Raw genomic sequence first — 15,555 nt, 5'->3', positions numbered from 1 at the left:
TATTTCTTTTGGGGCGGCTTTCGGCCCATCAACTGTCGTTCGCTCAGCGATCCGGGCGGACATTCGAAGATCCGCTTCGCTCAGTTATCGCAGCCGGCAGGCTTACGCATTGGGGTGGCCTGGATGGCCCTGACATCGCACTATGGGCGCTTTATCCTTCGCGGCGCTTGCTAAGCCCTCGCGTTTCCGCCTTTCTCGATCACATTAAGGAAGCATTCCCCTTGGGAAGACCCGAGGAATTGGCAGGATTTATAGGATCGGAACCGTGAGACCGGTGCGGACCACAGGTCGCTCTTACGTTGAGTGCTAACGGCTGCGTGCCACCACGTATGACCATCTCGTGTCATCGGGAAGCGCGCGGCAAGGCATGGGCTTCCCAGGACCGGGCCATCGGGCACAAGTCGGCCATCAAGCCGCCCTTCACGGGGCAAGCGAAAGTCGGGAATTGCGAATTCAGGTACCAGCGGCTCACGGCCGAAGGGTCGGGGAATCTTGAAGCATCTGGTGCAGCCGGAAGGAACGCATCTCGCGGCACCCGGTCCCTTCCCGACGCTCGGCACGTCTGTCAGGACCATCAGTACTCGGCGCGCAGTTCAACCAATAGGCAATTGCCGTCTCGAACGCCTCCGCAAGCAGAATTACGACGCCGGTTACCGACCTCGTACGGGATCAGCGCCTGTAGCCGGATGAACCATGCAACGTTCGCGTGTTAGTCTCCGATAACGACATGGAGGCTTTCATGCAACGAGTGATCACCTATCGTGGCTTCGAGATTCACGTCGAATTGACTCCGGCTGCGGAGGACACGTTCAACGTGACTGTCCAGATCAAAGGCGGTACCAACCTCGAAGTGCTCGGCGCGCGGGGGGGCCGGATCGCGCTGCGCAACGGCCCTTTTACTGAACGATGGGCCTACCTGGTTGGGGAAGTCGCCGGTCAAGCCGCAATCGACCTGCTACTTGGCCCGACTGGCTGATTCCATTCCTGTTTCGCCGCCTCGACCCACTCACTCGTCCCGCCGAGTACGGTCACTAGCTGCGTTCGACGTCGCACGCACGACGGTCGTCGCCGTTGAGAGCATTGGCGTCAGGCCCAATCTCTCACCGGGAGACGGCGTTCATTTCATTTCAACAGACCATAGGGCCGCTCAGGCCAGGTAGCGGCGATTGTTTTTGAATGCGAGCGTGACGCCCGGCGTCGTGGGATCATCTGTTGTGGCTGTCTCGGGCCGCACGCCTTTGAGTTGCCAGCCCCAACCTCCGGGATCAGACGAACAGGATAAATATATGAAGCTTCGCGTCGGATACGAACTGTCGTACGAGTGCTCACAACCGACGCCGATGATGCTGATGCTGAACACGCACTTTTCGCATGCAAAGGATATTGTCGAGGCAGATCTGCTCGTTACCGATCCGCCGGTGGCGACGAGGCAGTACCGCGACTTGTTCGGCAACCTGTGCACGCGGATAATCGCGCCCGCCGGGCGGGTTGGCTTGAGCACGACCGCGCTTCTGAATGTGCCAAATGCGATGGAAACGCGTCCGAAAGACGGTCGGGGCCATCCAGTCGAGCAGTTGCCCGACGATACGCTCGTTTTCCTGTTGGGTAGCCGCTATTGTGAAACCGATTTGATGGTCGACGTCGCGTGGAAGGTTTTTGGACAGTGCGCGCCGGGCCGCGAGACTGTTCTCGCAATCTGCGACTTCGTGCACCGGCATATCGCATTTGATTACCGGCACGCGCGGCCGACCAAAACCGCAGCGGACGTTTACCGCGAACGAAGAGGCGTCTGCCGGGACTTCGCCCATCTGGGCATCACGCTATGCCGCGCCATGAATATTCCGGCTCGCTACTGCACCGGTTATATCAGCGATGTCGGTTTGCCCCCCGTCGCAGCGCCAATGGATTTCGCGGCGTGGTTTGAGGCCTACGTAGGGGGTAGCTGGCAAACCTTCGATCCGCGTAACAACGCACCACGCATCGGGCGCGTTTTGATGGCATACGGTCGCGACGCCGCCGATGTTGCGATAAGCAATGCGTTTGGGGCCGCCGTGCTAACGCACTTCAAGGTGCATTGCGATCAGGAATAACCGCGCACAATTGGCCATTGCTGAGCCGACGGGGAATTTTTGGATCCCCTCCCGGTAACGTAAGCATTTTGGACCGCGCTGGCCTAATTGATTGCGCGCCTGAGCGTCACCGCGTCGTTCACCCGTTCCACGCGTCAGTCGTTCGGTGGACTATGGGCGACCGGATGCGCGGCGGAGTATGTCCAGCAAAGTTACTCCGCGAATGAGCGCTATGCTCCTGGACGGAGACGGCGAGGCCCCTCGAAACGCTTGATGGACTGACTCAGGGCGCGAAGTGGTTTAACCGGCTGGCCAGCGCCCGCAACTTCATCGCGCACATCGGCGCGTTCTATCTGGCCCTCGACACCACCGAGCCCGCTTGGGACCTGCTGCTCGTCAAAGGGAATATCAAACAGTTCGATGACCCCACGTACCTACATGCGGTTCTCCAGCGTCATGGAGATCATGGACGGCTTAGATGAAGTCGTGTGTTTCTCCATGACAGAAGCAATTGTCTGCCGTTGGCGACGCATCGCTTAGGATTGGAGGGCGACGGAAAAATTCTGCCCTTGCCACGTCTGACTCGAGGTCCAGAAGAAGGTGAATGCAAGCGATGAACCGGCCTGGGCTGCTTGCGTGACCAGATCGACGTAGTAGATGCCGAGCGCCGTTGCGGTGGCTTCGCTGTCCTCCGACGTGGCCCAGTCGTCGATCGTCCAGCGCAGGCGGAAAGGCGCAGCCAAAGGGATCCGAATTGTCGTGGCGGCCGGAATCGACGGCAGCGGGCGGTTGAAGTTCCAGATTTCGATATTGCTGCGAGCGCGCGGCGCCTGGCCGGGCTGAGACTGATAACGGTCGGCGACGACTTTCAGGTGGTTAAAGACCTGACCGTCCGAAGCGGAGCGAACGAGCTTGATGTATTCGGCGTGGGCCCACGCGAGCGGCATGGCAGAGCCAGTCGGCCCGCCAGTGACGAAGGGCGGGTTTGCCAGATCGGGCAGATCCCACACTTGCTCGGGAAGCAGAGCGCGCGTTCCGGCGAACGCCTCGAGAGCGCGGATGTAGGGGGTGGGGTCGCCACCGGCGGCCAATTCGTAATGGCCGCGTTCGCCAGTGAGCAGCGGCCAGGGTCGACCAACGCCGAAGGTAGCGCCGTCGTACCAGTCCTCGCCGAGATTGCCTTGACCATAACCGTCGTGGTTGTATCGGTAAAAGGCAGGCCCCTGCGGCAGAATTTTTCTGATTACTGCATCGACTACCTTGACCGAGTTGACGATGATCGGATCGTTCGCGGCCCGAATGCCATAGCGCACCAGTTCGAGAAAACCCGCGTCCACGATGGTGTTTGCGTTGTAGTCTTTGTTCCAGACGGTTACTTGGGCGCTATCTGGATCTTCTGGAAAATTAAAGACGCCATTGACATGCGTCGGCAAGATTCGAACGTAGTGCTGCGTCACGCCCGGAACCGGTGAGCCTTCCGCAGCGACGCACCATGTCTCTAGATGCGATTCCAGAAAATCCGCGTATTCGAGCAGGAACTGGGCGGTACTGGCGTCCGCCCATTTAGTAGCCGCACAGACTAGCGCCGCGATGTTCGATGCCAGTGTCGAAGGGGAGTATCCTTCGAGTTCTTCCCATCGTTCCTGCTGAGTCATGGGGCCGTTCTTGATCAATGCGCCTGCTGCGGCCAGCACCATGCCGGTGGGATCGAACTGACGCAGCAGACCGGCTTCGCTCAAGTGATAGGCCAGAATGATTGGAAAGGAATATTCGTCGAGCTGCGAGGCATTGTCCCGCCAAGGCTCGCCGTCAATGAAAAACTTTTGCGGAAAGCTACCATCCGCCAATTGCGACGCAGCGAGAAACATCAGCCCGCGTAGGGGCGCATCCTGCGCGCCCGCGGCCAGCAGCGCGAGTGCGCTTTGGCACATGTCACGCGGCCAGACCATGTGGTAGCCGGCAGCGAGGTCCCGCACCGTCTGTCCCCACGGGATGCTCAATGAAGCCACCAGTGCGCCGTCGGCCGTCTTGTCCTCATGCGCGAGCAACACGTTGCGGCTCATGTTGAAAAGCGCATTGCCATCGCCCGTAATGTTCGACTTGGGCTGGAACGGGTCGCGAACAGCGTCGTTCCAGCCCTGGATGAACGCTTGCTTGTGGCTGTATGGGTCGGCGGGTCCGTCGAAGGGGTAGGCCAGCGCCTCGGATACGGCGGTCAGCGCCTTGTTGGGCGTGCTCTGCGTAATCGGCGTCGGTTCGTCGACGCAAAACGCCAGTGCCAGAACGAATTGATTCTGCCCTGCGCGGTTGATCTCTGCCGTCACGGCGACGTATCCGTCCTTTGCTGCGTCGTAGTTCCAGACCGGCAAGCGCTTGTTTGCGATGATGTCGGTCCAGCCATCGTTCACTCCCACGAAGCCGCAACTCGTCGTGCCGAAGCCGCAGTCGGCGCCCAGCGCGAGCCAGTAATGGTCACGCGTCGCGACCAGGCGATCGCCATTTGCGGTGCTGACGCGATGCGCGGTGTTGCCAGCGCCGTATCCCGCCATGTGAGGCGTCAACAAGGCATAGACGTGCAGTGTGTTAAGGAAATCCTGGTCCCCCTGCAGTGTCGTGCGAACCAGCACGCAGGCCGAACCCTTCTCGGCGATCACGTCCTGCACGACGGTGTAGGGTTGCCCTTTCGCCTGGGATGTGAGCCGGCAGGATAAGGCGGGCGGCTCCGGCCATTCGCATCGATGGTCGAAGTCCTTCTGCGCGTCGTGATAGAAGGTCGACCCGTCGGTAATGATCAGCTGGAAGTCTCGTACCTGAGGGGTGTCGACATCCGGGAAGTAGATTTCCGTGAGGATGCCGCCTGCTGTCGTGTACCAGACCTGGCTCGACAGCGAGTACGCCGTTCCGACGGCGTCTTTGTCCGCGCGGCTCCAGTTCAGCGGATTGCCAGGTGCGCCCGGAGCCGGATTCGATTCAAGCAGATTTGCCATCGCATCTCACTCCATATCTTTGCTTAGATCGATCAGAAATCCACGTGATGAGCAGAAGAGCGGGCATGCTACGCATTGTAGCTATCGAGGATAGCGCTTTTGACGTGCATAGAGAGGCAGACGTGGGGCCGCTCAACTGCCGGAACGCCATCGCATCGTCCCGCCAACTCTCGTCGTCGAAGTCGACGGCGAGCAGGTAACAGGTACCGTCCGCCATTAGCGGGTAAAGGCCCACGGTACGATCGCCGGAAAGATGCGCATAGAAGACCTGATCGTCCAGTGACAGCAGCACCCGATGCGTGCAGTCCGCGCAGCGGATGCGGGGCTTTTCGCAGATGCCCGCGTGCCACTCGTTCGCGCACACCGGCGCGTAACCGGATTTTCCGGAATTGCGGCTTTCCCACCGAAGCGGATAGACGTCAGTTCGGCCGCGGAAAAGCCTCCGGAAAAGTTGCACTTTCTGTAGTGGGGAAGTGGGGAAAGCGAGGAAGTGCCTGCATTTTGCACAGCCGGCGAGGCATTACGCGGGATCGCTTGCCCCGGGTTGCCTGGTACCGGGCACGATGGCTCGCAGCATGGCAGCGAGCCGGCTGTCTTCGGCCTGCAGACGGGCGAGTTCTGCCCGCAACTCTTCGCGCGTGAGATCGTCCCACTCTGGGCGTGACAGGTTGCCGTCGTTCGTCGCCTCGTCCGTTGCTGTCCGAGGGGTAAGACATGGGCGACCGGGCTCTTGGCCGTGTCAGCCGCGCGGCCAGGCGGGGTCATCAAGATTCGGCTGAGACCTGGCCGCGTAGTCCCTGCCCGCCATAGTAGACGCCGAGCATCGCGACCGTCTCGCCCAAAACGCGGTATGCGATCACAGCACGGCCGCGGGGAGGGTATCGAGCTCGCAGAGTGTGACGATGGCGTCGACGTATTCGGCCGCCTTCCGTGGGGCGCCTGCGGTCGCGATTGCTGCCTCCAACTCGCCAGTTGATCGCATGCGTCCGGCGCAAAGACCACACAGCTTCAAGTGCGGCAGCGACCAGCCCGACCGAATCGCGCAACCGGGCCTCGATAGCACGTTCACGTAAAGCGAGTTCGGGCAGGCCGTCGTGGATGACTTCTGACTCCGTCGCGTTTCACCGCTCCGGACGCGCCTGCGGATTTCCTCGGCCATTTCGTTCGGAAGCGTGATGCTCATTTGCCGGGTGGTTCGCATGAACACGCCGAGTTCATCAGGCACACGAACCAGTGGGTCGAAGAGAACGGACTTCCTTTGGCGCAATACCGGATGTTCTGATGGCGCGATTCGACGTCTATGCCAACAGCGGTAGAGGCCGCGCCAGTACACCGTATCTTGTCGACGTGCAAAGCGACTTTCTAGAAGGTCTGTCGATCCGCGTCGTCGTACCGCTGATTCAGGCTGATGCTTTTCCGCCCGGGAAGCTCCCGGCGGACTTCACGCCATCATTCGATATCGGCGGCATCCGGTGCATCCTGCATCCGGCGTTTGTCGCGGCCGTGCCCTTAAGCGAACTGGGGCCGAAGACCGGTTCGCTTGTCGAACACCGTGACCGGATCACGGCCGCGCTGGATCGCCTCCTGGGCGCTTACTGATTATTCTGGACGGTAGACACGCCGGGGCAGGACATTCCCGCTATCTCAGGCGGGCATACCAGAGTCGCCGAGCTGCGCCGTCTAGCTTGTCGAGAAGTGTGGCAGCGTGCGAGCACGGTATTTATGCAACGGGCTGTTGCACAAATTCCCAACGGCGAAAGGCTTGCGCGCGCATGTACGCATGTATTTGAGGCCGCCGGGCGAGAACCCGCGCATGTTGGGAAACACTGCCTCGAGATCGCGCGCGAGCCGCTCGACGGCACTGGCACCCTCAGCCTGGTTCCTTCTGCAGGTCGAGGATGTCCCGTCTGATCTCCCTGTACAGTGTGACCAGCTCACCGTTTGCGCTGGCCATGGCGCGCCGACCTGACACGAGTCCTTGCGGTCCGTGTTCACGCAGCCGGCCGACAAGACGACGGATTTGCCGCGTCGTCAGCCCAAGTCGCTTCGCAGCCCGCCACGGTCTGAGCACGCCATCGGCAACATGCTGAATCACTTTGTACCTGTCCAGTTCGCGCATCGTCATCGTGATCCGTTCGGTCGCAGCCATCGCAGGCTCCAGCGCCGAGGTACGGGCCGCTGGTCAGCTTACGCGCCACGGAAGCGGACATTTGAACCTGGCCAGATTCACGATACCGCGCTACCAGCCGCTCGACCTGACGCACGGTCAGGCCAAGTCGCCCGGCGGCACGCCCGGGCTTGAGCCCGATGTCCACCACGCCCGGGCTCGAGCCCGATGTCCACCACGGCCTGGATCACCTTCAGACGGTCGAGTTCGCGCATGTTCAATGTCACCAGTGCGGCTGGGCTCATGACTGGCTCCTGCGATCGCGCAGCAAAATGCCAGCTTGCCAGTCACGGTAAAACACGACATTTCAATTTAGCGGAAACGCGACATCTGAACTTTGGACTAACATCAAAAAATGTTGATAAATTACATTATGTCAAATGCAACTGCACATGGACGCACCGGAGATCGCCGCCGGACGTTAATGGTTTAAATTTGGTCCTATGTGAACCTCACCGGAGCGCTTGATGCATCTCGCCGATCATGTGAAGCCAATCAGCTACCTCAAAAGCGAAGCGGCGCGAATCGTCAAGGACCTGACTGATTCGGGAGAGCCGCTCATCATCACGCAGAACGGTGAAGCGAAGCTCGTCGTCCAGGATGTGCGAAGCTACGAATCGACGCAGCAGACCCTCGCGCTCCTGAAAATCCTGGCTATCGGCCAGAAGCACATCGAGCGCGGGGTTCACGTCGATGGCGACGAGTTCTTTGCGGAACTCAACGAGCTCGATCGTCAGGAAAAGCTCCGCTGATGGCGGCACCGCTGCTGAAATACCGCATCCTCCCGACGGCGCGGATCGGCATTGACGAACTCAGAAGCTATGTTGTCCGCACATTCGGATGGGAAATGTGGCGTCAGACATCGACGCAACTGCAGGAGACGATCACGCACATTCGCCAGTTCCCCGCTAACGGTCATGCGCCTGCCGAGCTTGAGGGCTTCTTCGAGGACGGTTTCCGGCAAGGCCTTTCCGGCAAGAACCGGATCATTTATCAGGTCCGCGACGAGACCGTTTTCGTTCATCTCATGGTCGACGCTCGACGCGACCTGCCCTCCCTCCTTCAGAGAATCGTGCTTCGGCTGATGTAACGGGTCAGGACGGCCGCCTTGCGTTTCACACGCATTGCATGCGCGCGCTGCGCGCCCGACTCAGGAAGCCGCCGGACCCGTGCGAAACCCGAAAATGTCCAGCACATGCGGCGCGCGTGCAACGGGTATGCTAATCAGCATTCTCTCCGGCTAACGGCCTTCCCTCGACAATCGCCAATGAACCAGAACAAACAATGGAGCATCGACGACATCACGCCTCAGCACGGCAGACGCGTCATCATCACGGGGGCCAACAGCGGCATCGGCTATCACGTCGCTGCAATACTGGCTCGCACAGGCGCGGAAGTCGTACTCGCCTGCCGTGACGAACAGCGCGGCGCCGATGCCCTGTCCCGTCTGCAGAGGGAGCTGCCCGCCGCCCGATTGCGGCTTCAACGACTGGATCTCGCAAGCCTTGCTTCGGTGCGCGCCTTTTGCGATCGCGAACTCGCGCAATGCCGGCCGCTCGACATCCTCATCAACAATGCGGGCGTCATGGCGCCCCGCCGACGCCTCGAAACGGTCGACGGCTTCGAATTGCAGTTCGGCACCAATGTACTCGGGCATTTCGCCCTGACGCGCCTGCTGTTGCCTGCGCTCGAGATGGCGGCAGGTGCGTCTGCCGAGCGGCCGCGCGTGGTCACGGTTGCCTCTATCGCACACAAGACCGGGCGGCTCGACTTCGACGACCTTCAGGCAACCCGTCGTTACCGTCCGATGACCGCCTATCGACAGTCGAAGCTCGCCAACCTCATGTTCGCGTTCGAACTCGATCGCCGGTTGCGCGCCGCACGATCGCGCGTGATGTCCGTTGCCGCGCATCCCGGCGTCGCCAATACGAATCTGTTCCGTGCCGACCATTTTGCCGCAAGCCCGATCGTCCGCTCTGCGCTAGGCGGACTGATCGATATCTTGTTCAACAGTGACCAGACCGGCGCGCTTTCCACGCTCTATGCCGCAACCGCGGCCGATGTCGTCGACGGCGGCTATTATGGTCCGCTCGGATTGTTCGAAACACGTGGGCGAGACGTGGGACCAGCGAACGTCGCCAGTCAGGCAAGAAACGGAACCGATGCAAGACGCCTCTGGCAGGCCTGTGAATCGCTGACTGGAACAGCGACCGGATAGCGCATGGATCGCGGAACGCGGGAAACACTAACCGCGAGATACGGATTACTCATTCAACCATGACCGCACCCCGGCTCGCGCTGTTCTTGTATCTGATCGCTCAATGGCGAACTCCGACGCAGATAAAAAGCGCCGACCGGTTTGCACTCGAACTACCGGGGCGCAACGCGAATCCTGTCGCGTCGAGCCCCCGATATCCCCTGCAATGCCTCCACGCGTTGCCGTGTTTATTGTGGTGCGTCACCTTCGCGATGCACCGGCTGCGTCTGCTTCAGGCTCTTCGCGAGGCGCGAGGCCTGCAGATAGCCGGGATTCGCGGGCCGCTTCAGATAACGCCCGGCTCCGCGCCGCGCGCGCAGGTCGCCGTCCGCCCACACGAGTTCGCCTTGTGAGACGGTGTGTGTCGGCACGCCGCGAACCGTCATCCCTTCGAACACGTTGAAGTCCACGTTCTGATGATGCGTCTTGACCGATATCGCTCGCGTGGCCTCGGGATCCCAGACGACGAGATCGGCGTCGGCACCCACGGCCACCGTGCCCTTGCGCGGGTACAGGTTGAAGATTTGCGCCGCATTGGTGGAGGTGACGCGCACAAATTCGTTCGGCGTGAGCCGGCCGGTGTTCACACCTTGATCCCACAACACCGCCATGCGATCTTCCACGCCGCCGCAACCATTCGGAATTCTCGTGAAATCATGGCGGCCCATGGCTTTCTGCGAAGCGCAGAACACGCAGTGGTCGGTTGCGGTGGTGTGCAGCAGGCCGCCCTGAAGCCCGCGCCAGAGCGCGTCGCGATGCTCCTGGGTACGGAACGGCGGACTCATCACGTGGGCGGCGGCGCGCGTCCAGTCCGGGTCGCGATAGACCGACTCATCGATCACGAGATGCCCCGCGAGCACTTCGCCGAATACGCGCTGCCCTTCGCCGCGTGCGCGCGCGATCGCCTCGAGCGCGTCTTTCGCCGAGACATGCACGATGTACACCGGCACGCCGAGCACCTGCGCGATGCGGATGGCGCGATTCGCCGCCTCGCCTTCGACTTCGGGCGGCCGTGAAAGCGGATGCGCCTCGGGCCCCGTGAAACCGCGCGCAAGCAACTGGCGTTGCAACTGGAATACGAGCTCGCCGTTTTCCGCATGCACGGTAGGCAGCGCGCCCAGTTCGAGTGAGCGCGCAAAGCTGTTCACGAGAATCTCGTCGTCGGCCATGATGGCGTTCTTGTAGGCCATGAAGTGCTTGAAGCTCGATACGCCATGCTCGTTCACGAGGAGTCCCATGTCCCGATACACGCTTTCATCCCACCACGTCACCGCCACGTGAAAGCCATAGTCGGAAGCGGCTTTCTCTGCCCAGCCGCGCCACTCGCGAAAGGCGTCCATCAGCGGTTGCTTCGGGTTGGGGATGACGAAGTCGATGATCGATGTCGTGCCGCCCGCAAGCCCCGCCGCCGTGCCCGTGTAGAAGTCGTCGCTGGCGGTCGTGCCCATGAAGGGCAGCTCCATATGCGTGTGCGGATCGATGCCGCCAGGCATCACATATTGGCCACCGGCGTCGACCACGGTCGCGCCCGCCGGCGCGTCGAGGTTCTCGCCAACGCTCTGGATCACGCCGTTTTCGCAGAGCACGTCCGCACGCCAGCTCTTGTCTGCATTGACGACGGTGCCGCCTCGAATCAGGATCGCCATGATGCCAAGTCTCCTTCAGTTGAACATTCACGCTTGAAACGCTCACGCGCTCGCAACACGTGGGCGCCGGCTCTTGCCGAGCTTCATCATCACGCCATAGACGAGCGCCGCAATGGCGAGCCCCACGAACCACGCATAGGTGTAAATGCTTTTGAACGCATCGGGCACGGTGGCAAACGCATTCGGGAACGCGACATTGAGAAAGCCCGGCAGGTTCGGCAGCACGCCTGCGATCAGCGCGATCACGGCAGCCGGATTCCAGCCGTTCGAGTAGGCGTATTCGCCGTTTTCCTCGAATAGCTGGGCCGTGTCGAGGCGTGTGCTGCGAACGAGAAAGTAGTCGACCATCAGGATGCCGGCCACCGGCCCAAGCAGCGCCGAATAACCGACGAGCCACGTGAAGATGTAGCCCTGGGTGGTGGCAAGGATCTTCCACGGCATCATCACGATGGCGATACCCGCGGTGATGAGACCGCCCGTCTTGTACGAGATGCCCTTGGGCCAGAGGCTCGAGAAGTCGTAAGCTGGCCCGACGAGATTCGCGGCGAGATTGCAGCACATCGTGTCCAGTGTGAGGATGATGAGCGCGATGCCCACACCGACGCCCTCCATGCGACTCGTGAGGTCGATCGGGTCCCAGATCGCCCTTCCGTAAATCACAACGGTTGCCGAGGTCACGACCACGGAGACCACCGAGAGCAACGCCATCGGAATGGGCAGGCCGATGGCCTGGCCCACGAACTGGTCTTTTTGCGTTTTTGCGAAACGCGTGAAGTCGGGAATGTTGAGCGCGAGCGTGGCCCAGAAACCCACCATGGCCGTGAGGCTCGGCCAGAACGTCGCCCAGAAGAGGCCCGCCTTCTTGCCGCCGGCGGCGAACTGCGACGGCTGCGACAGCATCGAGCCCACGCCGCCTGCCTTCGAACATGCCCACCACACGAGCACTGCGCACATCACCACCTTGATGGGCGCGGACCAGCTTTCGAGCCAGCGGATCGAATCGGTGCCGTGCAGGATGAAGTACAGCTGGAACACCCAGAAGACGAGGAAGCAGCTAGCCTGTCCGATCGAAATGCCGAGCCACGGCAGTGCGTCGCCCACCAGCGCGTTGTGCGTGAGGATGTTGACGAGCGTGTAGATGGCGCTGCCGCCAAGCCATGATTGAATGCCGTACCAGCCGCACGCCACGACGGCGCGCAGCATGGCAGGCAGCTTGGCGCCCTGGGTACCGAACGACGCTCGCACGAGCACCGCATAAGGAATGCCGTACTTCGTACCCGCATGACCGATCAGCAGCATCGGCATGAGCACGATCAGATTGCCGAGCAGCACGGTTAGCACGGCCTGCCATGGCGCCATGCCCTGCTCGGTGAGGCCGGCGGCGAGCATGTAGGAGGCGATGTTCATCACCATGCCTACCCAAAGTGCCGCGAAGTGATACCAGCGCCATGTGCGCTGCGCAACGCCGGTGGGCGCGAGGTCATCGTTGTATAGCTCGCTTTCGGCGCGGCGCTCATTGGCGTCGACTGCAAAGGGCTGGCTCATGAGGTGGGTTCTCCGTGCTTGTCGTGGGTCCGGCTCGATCCGGCTTCGAAATGTCAGGCGGCTTTCGGGTCGGCGACACGCGCCGGGTTGTTCGGGTGCGTGGTCCAGTTCTCGTAGCGCTCGCCCGAATCGACACGCTCCATCGTGATGCATTGATCGACCGGGCAAACATGCATGCATAGATTGCACCCGACGCAGTTCGCATCGACCACCTCGAAGTGGCGCTTGCCGTCGCGCGTGGCGGTGATCGCCTGATGCGAGGTGTCTTCGCAGGCGATATGGCAGAGCCCGCACTCGATGCAGCGGTCCTGATCGATACGCGCCTTGATGTCGTAGCTGAGGTTCAGGTATTGCCAGTCGGTGACGTTCGGCACGGCGCGGCCGCGAATCGCGTCGAGGCTGGCGTACCCTTTGTCGTCCATCCAGTTGGAAAGGCCGTCGATCATGTCGCTGACGATCCGGAAACCGTAGTGCATCGCCGCGGTGCACACTTGCACGCTGCCCGCTCCCAGCACGATGAATTCCGCGGCGTCGCGCCAGTCGGAAATGCCCCCGATGCCAGAGATGGGCAAGCCTTGCGTTTGCGGGTCGCGCGCAATCTCCGCGACCATGTGCAGTGCAATGGGCTTCGCGGCAGGACCGCAATAGCCGCCATGCGTGCCCTTGCCGTCCACGGTGGGCAGCGGCGCCATCACGTCGAGATCGACACCGACGATCGAGTTGATGGTATTGATCAGCGAGACGCCGTCCGCACCACCCTTCATCGCCGCGCGCGCGCCGTGACGAATGTCGGTGACGTTCGGTGTGAGCTTTACGAGGCAAGGCAAGCGCGTGCCTTCTTTCACCCAGCGGGTGACCATTTCGATGTACTCGGGCACCTGACCCACCGCCGCGCCCATGCCGCGCTCGCTCATGCCGTGCGGACAGCCGAAGTTCAGCTCCACAGCATCCGCGCCAGTGTCTTCCACCTGAGGCAGAATCCACTTCCAGTCGTGCTCGTTGCAAGGGACCATCAGCGAGACGATGAGCGCCCGGTCGGGCCAGTCCCGCTTCACCTGCGCGATTTCCTTTAGGTTCACGTCGAGCGGCCGGTCGGTGATGAGCTCGATGTTGTTCAGACCCGCCATGCGCTGGCCGCGCCAGGTGGTGGCGCCATAGCGCGAGCTTACATTCACCACGTGCGGGTCGAGCCCGAGCGTCTTCCAGACGACGCCGCCCCAACCCGCCTCGAAGGCGCGATTGACGTTGTAGGCTTTGTCGGTGGGCGGCGCGGAAGCGAGCCAGAACGGATTAGGCGATTGAATGCCGGCAATCGTGCAGCGCAAGTCGGCCATGATGCGACTCCTTCGTTTTATCTGGATTCGGTGTAGCTATCACGCGGCTCGGGCGGCCTTGGCGGACTGACTCGCAAGGAAGCGGTCGATCGCATGCGCGGCAAGCTTGCCGTCCTGCACGGCCTGGACGGTCAGATCGGTGGCGCCGTGGCCGGCACAGTCGCCGCCTGCGAAAACGCCCGCAAGGGACGTGGCGCCGTTCGCATCCACCGCGACGCGGCCGCCTTCCTCGGTGAGTTGCAACCCGTCGAGGCCTTCGGGTAACAGCGTCTGGCCGATTGCCTTCAGCACCATATCGGCCTCCACCCGCACGATCTCCCCAGTGCCGCGCAATGCGCCGCTCATATCGAGCCCGGTGCGCTCGAATTCCACGGCCCGCACCTGCGTGTCGCCGACGAATCGCAGCGGCTTCATCCACTCGGCCAACGTCACACCCTGGCTACGCGCGAATTCCAGTTCGGCCCAGGTGGCGCTCATCTGCGCCGCGCCGCGACGATAGGCGAGCGTCACTTGCTCCGCGCCCAGCTTGCGGCTTTGCACGGCGGCGTCGATTGCCGTATTGCCGCCTCCGAGCACCACCACCTTGCGACCGACGGGCACGCTGGCCAGATCGTCGGCCTCGCGCACGCGCGCGATGAAATTCACGGCATCGAGCACGCCGTCGAGCAGTTCGCCTTCGATGGAGAGCGTATGCGTGCCGCCAAGGCCCACGCCGATGAACACCGCGTCATACGCCGCGCGTAACTCCGCAAGCGTCACGTCATGCCCCAGTCGCTGGCCCTGGCGCAGTTCTATCCCGCCAACGGAAAGAAGCCACCGCACTTCGCGCTGCGCGTAGTCGTCGACGGTCTTGTACGCCGCTATGCCGTACTCGTTCAGGCCGCCCGGATGTTCGCGCGCGTCGAAGACGCTCACGCGATGCCCGGCAAGCGCGAGCGTGTGCGCGCAGGCGAGACCCGCGGGACCCGCGCCGACCACGGCAACATGACGGCCTGTCTCGCTGGCGCGCTTGAAGAGCGCAGGGGCACCGGCGGCTTCGCGCACCATCTGGAAGTCGGTGGCATGACGTTGCAGCGCGCCGATCTGAACGGGCTCGCCATCCTGATGATTTCTCACGCAGGCGCCTTCGCAGAGAATCTCGGTCGGGCACACGCGTGCGCACATGCCGCCCAGCGGATTCGCGCTGAGGATATCGCGCGCCGCGCCCTTGAGATTGCCGTTGCCGATCTTGCTGATGAAACCGGGAATGTCGATGCCCGTGGGGCACGCGTTCACGCAAGGCGCGTCGTAACAGTAATGACAGCGGTCGGCGGCGATCACGGCCGCATTCGCGGAAAGCGGCGGCGCGACGTCGGCGAAATTGCAGCCCAGTTGCTCGGCACTGAGACGGCCTGGCGCGATGCCGTTGGCGGCATTCGAGGTGGTCTGGGACATCCGGATGCTCCTTGCGAGGCAAAACACGGGTCCGCCGGCCGTGTGCGTGACGTGCGCGGCCGGTACGTGGGGAATCGTTGGAAAGACAGCGCGGCGCTGAGACCGCTTGCGTTCGA

General features: G+C 62.1%; 14 protein-coding genes and 2 pseudogenes. 8 read left to right on the top strand and 8 right to left on the bottom strand.

Annotated elements, in window-relative coordinates; all coding sequences use genetic code 11:
* Positions 1-86: 86 nt before the first annotated feature.
* From HDG34_RS38920 to HDG34_RS07035, 3 genes and pseudogenes are all read left to right on the top strand, one after another.
* Positions 87-269 (top strand): annotated as a pseudogene (locus HDG34_RS38920) (LysR family transcriptional regulator); the annotation flags it as partial.
* A 470-nt stretch (positions 270-739) separates the two neighbouring features.
* Positions 740-976, top strand: coding sequence for a hypothetical protein (locus HDG34_RS07040; protein WP_184058717.1), 237 nt, complete (start codon positions 740-742; stop codon positions 974-976).
* 310 nt (positions 977-1,286) lie between these two features.
* Positions 1,287-2,090, top strand: a complete 804-nt coding sequence (locus tag HDG34_RS07035; protein WP_090811454.1) for a transglutaminase family protein — start codon at positions 1,287-1,289, stop codon at positions 2,088-2,090.
* Between the two features lie 515 nt (positions 2,091-2,605).
* On the opposite strand, the gene HDG34_RS07030 is transcribed toward HDG34_RS07035, so the two are convergent.
* Both HDG34_RS07030 and HDG34_RS40095 read right to left on the bottom strand, forming a co-directional pair.
* Positions 2,606-5,056 (bottom strand): glycoside hydrolase family 15 protein, encoded by a 2,451-nt coding sequence (locus HDG34_RS07030; RefSeq protein WP_184058715.1) that lies wholly within the window; start codon positions 5,054-5,056, stop codon positions 2,606-2,608.
* Positions 5,040-5,513: a TOTE conflict system archaeo-eukaryotic primase domain-containing protein gene (locus HDG34_RS40095; RefSeq protein ID WP_409259257.1), complete on the bottom strand. Its 474-nt coding sequence runs from the start codon at positions 5,511-5,513 to the stop codon at positions 5,040-5,042. The genes HDG34_RS07030 and HDG34_RS40095 overlap by 17 nt, the downstream gene beginning before the upstream one ends.
* A 726-nt stretch (positions 5,514-6,239) precedes the next feature.
* On the opposite strand from HDG34_RS40095, the gene HDG34_RS40090 reads away from it, so the two are divergent.
* Together HDG34_RS40090 and HDG34_RS07020 are read left to right on the top strand one after the other, a co-directional pair.
* Entirely contained in the window at positions 6,240-6,338 is a 99-nt protein-coding gene (locus tag HDG34_RS40090) for a type II toxin-antitoxin system CcdA family antitoxin (RefSeq protein WP_260331844.1), read from the top strand.
* Positions 6,338-6,655 (top strand): CcdB family protein, encoded by a 318-nt coding sequence (locus HDG34_RS07020; protein ID WP_184058713.1) that lies wholly within the window; start codon positions 6,338-6,340, stop codon positions 6,653-6,655. Before HDG34_RS40090 ends, HDG34_RS07020 begins: the two co-directional genes overlap by 1 nt.
* A gap of 340 nt (positions 6,656-6,995) precedes the next feature.
* On the opposite strand, the pseudogene HDG34_RS07010 reads toward HDG34_RS07020, so the two are convergent.
* Together HDG34_RS07010 and HDG34_RS07005 are read right to left on the bottom strand one after the other, a co-directional pair.
* A pseudogene (locus tag HDG34_RS07010) lies at positions 6,996-7,205 on the bottom strand (helix-turn-helix domain-containing protein); the annotation flags it as partial.
* 77 nt (positions 7,206-7,282) lie between these two features.
* Positions 7,283-7,468 (bottom strand): hypothetical protein, encoded by a 186-nt coding sequence (locus tag HDG34_RS07005; RefSeq protein WP_260321061.1) that lies wholly within the window; start codon positions 7,466-7,468, stop codon positions 7,283-7,285.
* Between the two features lie 222 nt (positions 7,469-7,690).
* Here HDG34_RS07005 and HDG34_RS07000 point away from each other — a divergent pair, with 222 nt between their 5' ends.
* From HDG34_RS07000 to HDG34_RS06990, 3 genes are read left to right on the top strand one after another with little or no spacing between them, the layout of a single operon-like run.
* Entirely contained in the window at positions 7,691-7,975 is a 285-nt protein-coding gene (locus tag HDG34_RS07000; RefSeq protein WP_184058711.1) for a type II toxin-antitoxin system Phd/YefM family antitoxin, read from the top strand.
* The gene (locus tag HDG34_RS06995) at positions 7,975-8,313 is read left to right on the top strand and encodes a type II toxin-antitoxin system RelE/ParE family toxin (protein ID WP_184058709.1); all 339 of its coding nucleotides are present in this window, start codon (positions 7,975-7,977) and stop codon (positions 8,311-8,313) included. The genes HDG34_RS07000 and HDG34_RS06995 overlap by 1 nt, the downstream gene beginning before the upstream one ends.
* A gap of 18 nt (positions 8,314-8,331) precedes the next feature.
* A complete protein-coding gene (locus HDG34_RS06990) occupies positions 8,332-9,441 on the top strand; it encodes an oxidoreductase (protein WP_260321060.1) in 1,110 nt (369 codons plus the stop codon).
* Between the two features lie 227 nt (positions 9,442-9,668).
* Here HDG34_RS06990 and hydA read toward each other — a convergent pair whose 3' ends face one another.
* From hydA to HDG34_RS06970, 4 genes are read right to left on the bottom strand one after another with little or no spacing between them, the layout of a single operon-like run.
* Complete coding sequence (hydA, locus tag HDG34_RS06985) at positions 9,669-11,126, bottom strand: dihydropyrimidinase (RefSeq protein WP_090811231.1); 1,458 nt, start codon at positions 11,124-11,126, stop codon at positions 9,669-9,671.
* Between the two features lie 42 nt (positions 11,127-11,168).
* On the bottom strand, positions 11,169-12,671 hold the full coding sequence (locus tag HDG34_RS06980) for an NCS1 family nucleobase:cation symporter-1 (RefSeq protein ID WP_184058707.1): 1,503 nt from the start codon (positions 12,669-12,671) through the stop codon (positions 11,169-11,171).
* A 53-nt stretch (positions 12,672-12,724) separates the two neighbouring features.
* Positions 12,725-14,005: an NAD-dependent dihydropyrimidine dehydrogenase subunit PreA gene (gene preA, locus HDG34_RS06975; RefSeq protein ID WP_184058705.1), complete on the bottom strand. Its 1,281-nt coding sequence runs from the start codon at positions 14,003-14,005 to the stop codon at positions 12,725-12,727.
* A 39-nt stretch (positions 14,006-14,044) separates the two neighbouring features.
* A complete protein-coding gene (locus HDG34_RS06970; RefSeq protein WP_184058703.1) occupies positions 14,045-15,439 on the bottom strand; it encodes an NAD(P)-dependent oxidoreductase in 1,395 nt (464 codons plus the stop codon).
* Positions 15,440-15,555 lie beyond the last annotated feature (116 nt).

The sequence above is a fragment of the Paraburkholderia sp. HC6.4b genome (assembly GCF_014200875.1).
Lineage (GTDB): Bacteria > Pseudomonadota > Gammaproteobacteria > Burkholderiales > Burkholderiaceae > Paraburkholderia > Paraburkholderia tuberum.
This window is presented reverse-complemented; position numbering and strand designations above follow the sequence as displayed.

Excerpts from the sequence above, each read along its gene's own strand:
- HDG34_RS07040 (WP_184058717.1), top strand. The coding sequence starts at position 740 with ATGCAACGAGTGATCACCTATCGTGGCTTCGAGATTCACGTCGAATTG.
- HDG34_RS07035 (WP_090811454.1), top strand. The coding sequence starts at position 1,287 with ATGAAGCTTCGCGTCGGATACGAACTGTCGTACGAGTGCTCACAACCG.
- HDG34_RS07030 (WP_184058715.1), bottom strand. The coding sequence starts at position 5,056 with ATGGCAAATCTGCTTGAATCGAATCCGGCTCCGGGCGCACCTGGCAAT.
- HDG34_RS07020 (WP_184058713.1), top strand. The coding sequence starts at position 6,338 with ATGGCGCGATTCGACGTCTATGCCAACAGCGGTAGAGGCCGCGCCAGT.
- HDG34_RS07005 (WP_260321061.1), bottom strand. The coding sequence starts at position 7,468 with ATGAGCCCAGCCGCACTGGTGACATTGAACATGCGCGAACTCGACCGT.
- HDG34_RS07000 (WP_184058711.1), top strand. The coding sequence starts at position 7,691 with ATGCATCTCGCCGATCATGTGAAGCCAATCAGCTACCTCAAAAGCGAA.
- HDG34_RS06995 (WP_184058709.1), top strand. The coding sequence starts at position 7,975 with ATGGCGGCACCGCTGCTGAAATACCGCATCCTCCCGACGGCGCGGATC.
- hydA (WP_090811231.1), bottom strand. The coding sequence starts at position 11,126 with ATGGCGATCCTGATTCGAGGCGGCACCGTCGTCAATGCAGACAAGAGC.
- HDG34_RS06980 (WP_184058707.1), bottom strand. The coding sequence starts at position 12,671 with ATGAGCCAGCCCTTTGCAGTCGACGCCAATGAGCGCCGCGCCGAAAGC.
- preA (WP_184058705.1), bottom strand. The coding sequence starts at position 14,005 with ATGGCCGACTTGCGCTGCACGATTGCCGGCATTCAATCGCCTAATCCG.
- HDG34_RS06970 (WP_184058703.1), bottom strand. The coding sequence starts at position 15,439 with ATGTCCCAGACCACCTCGAATGCCGCCAACGGCATCGCGCCAGGCCGT.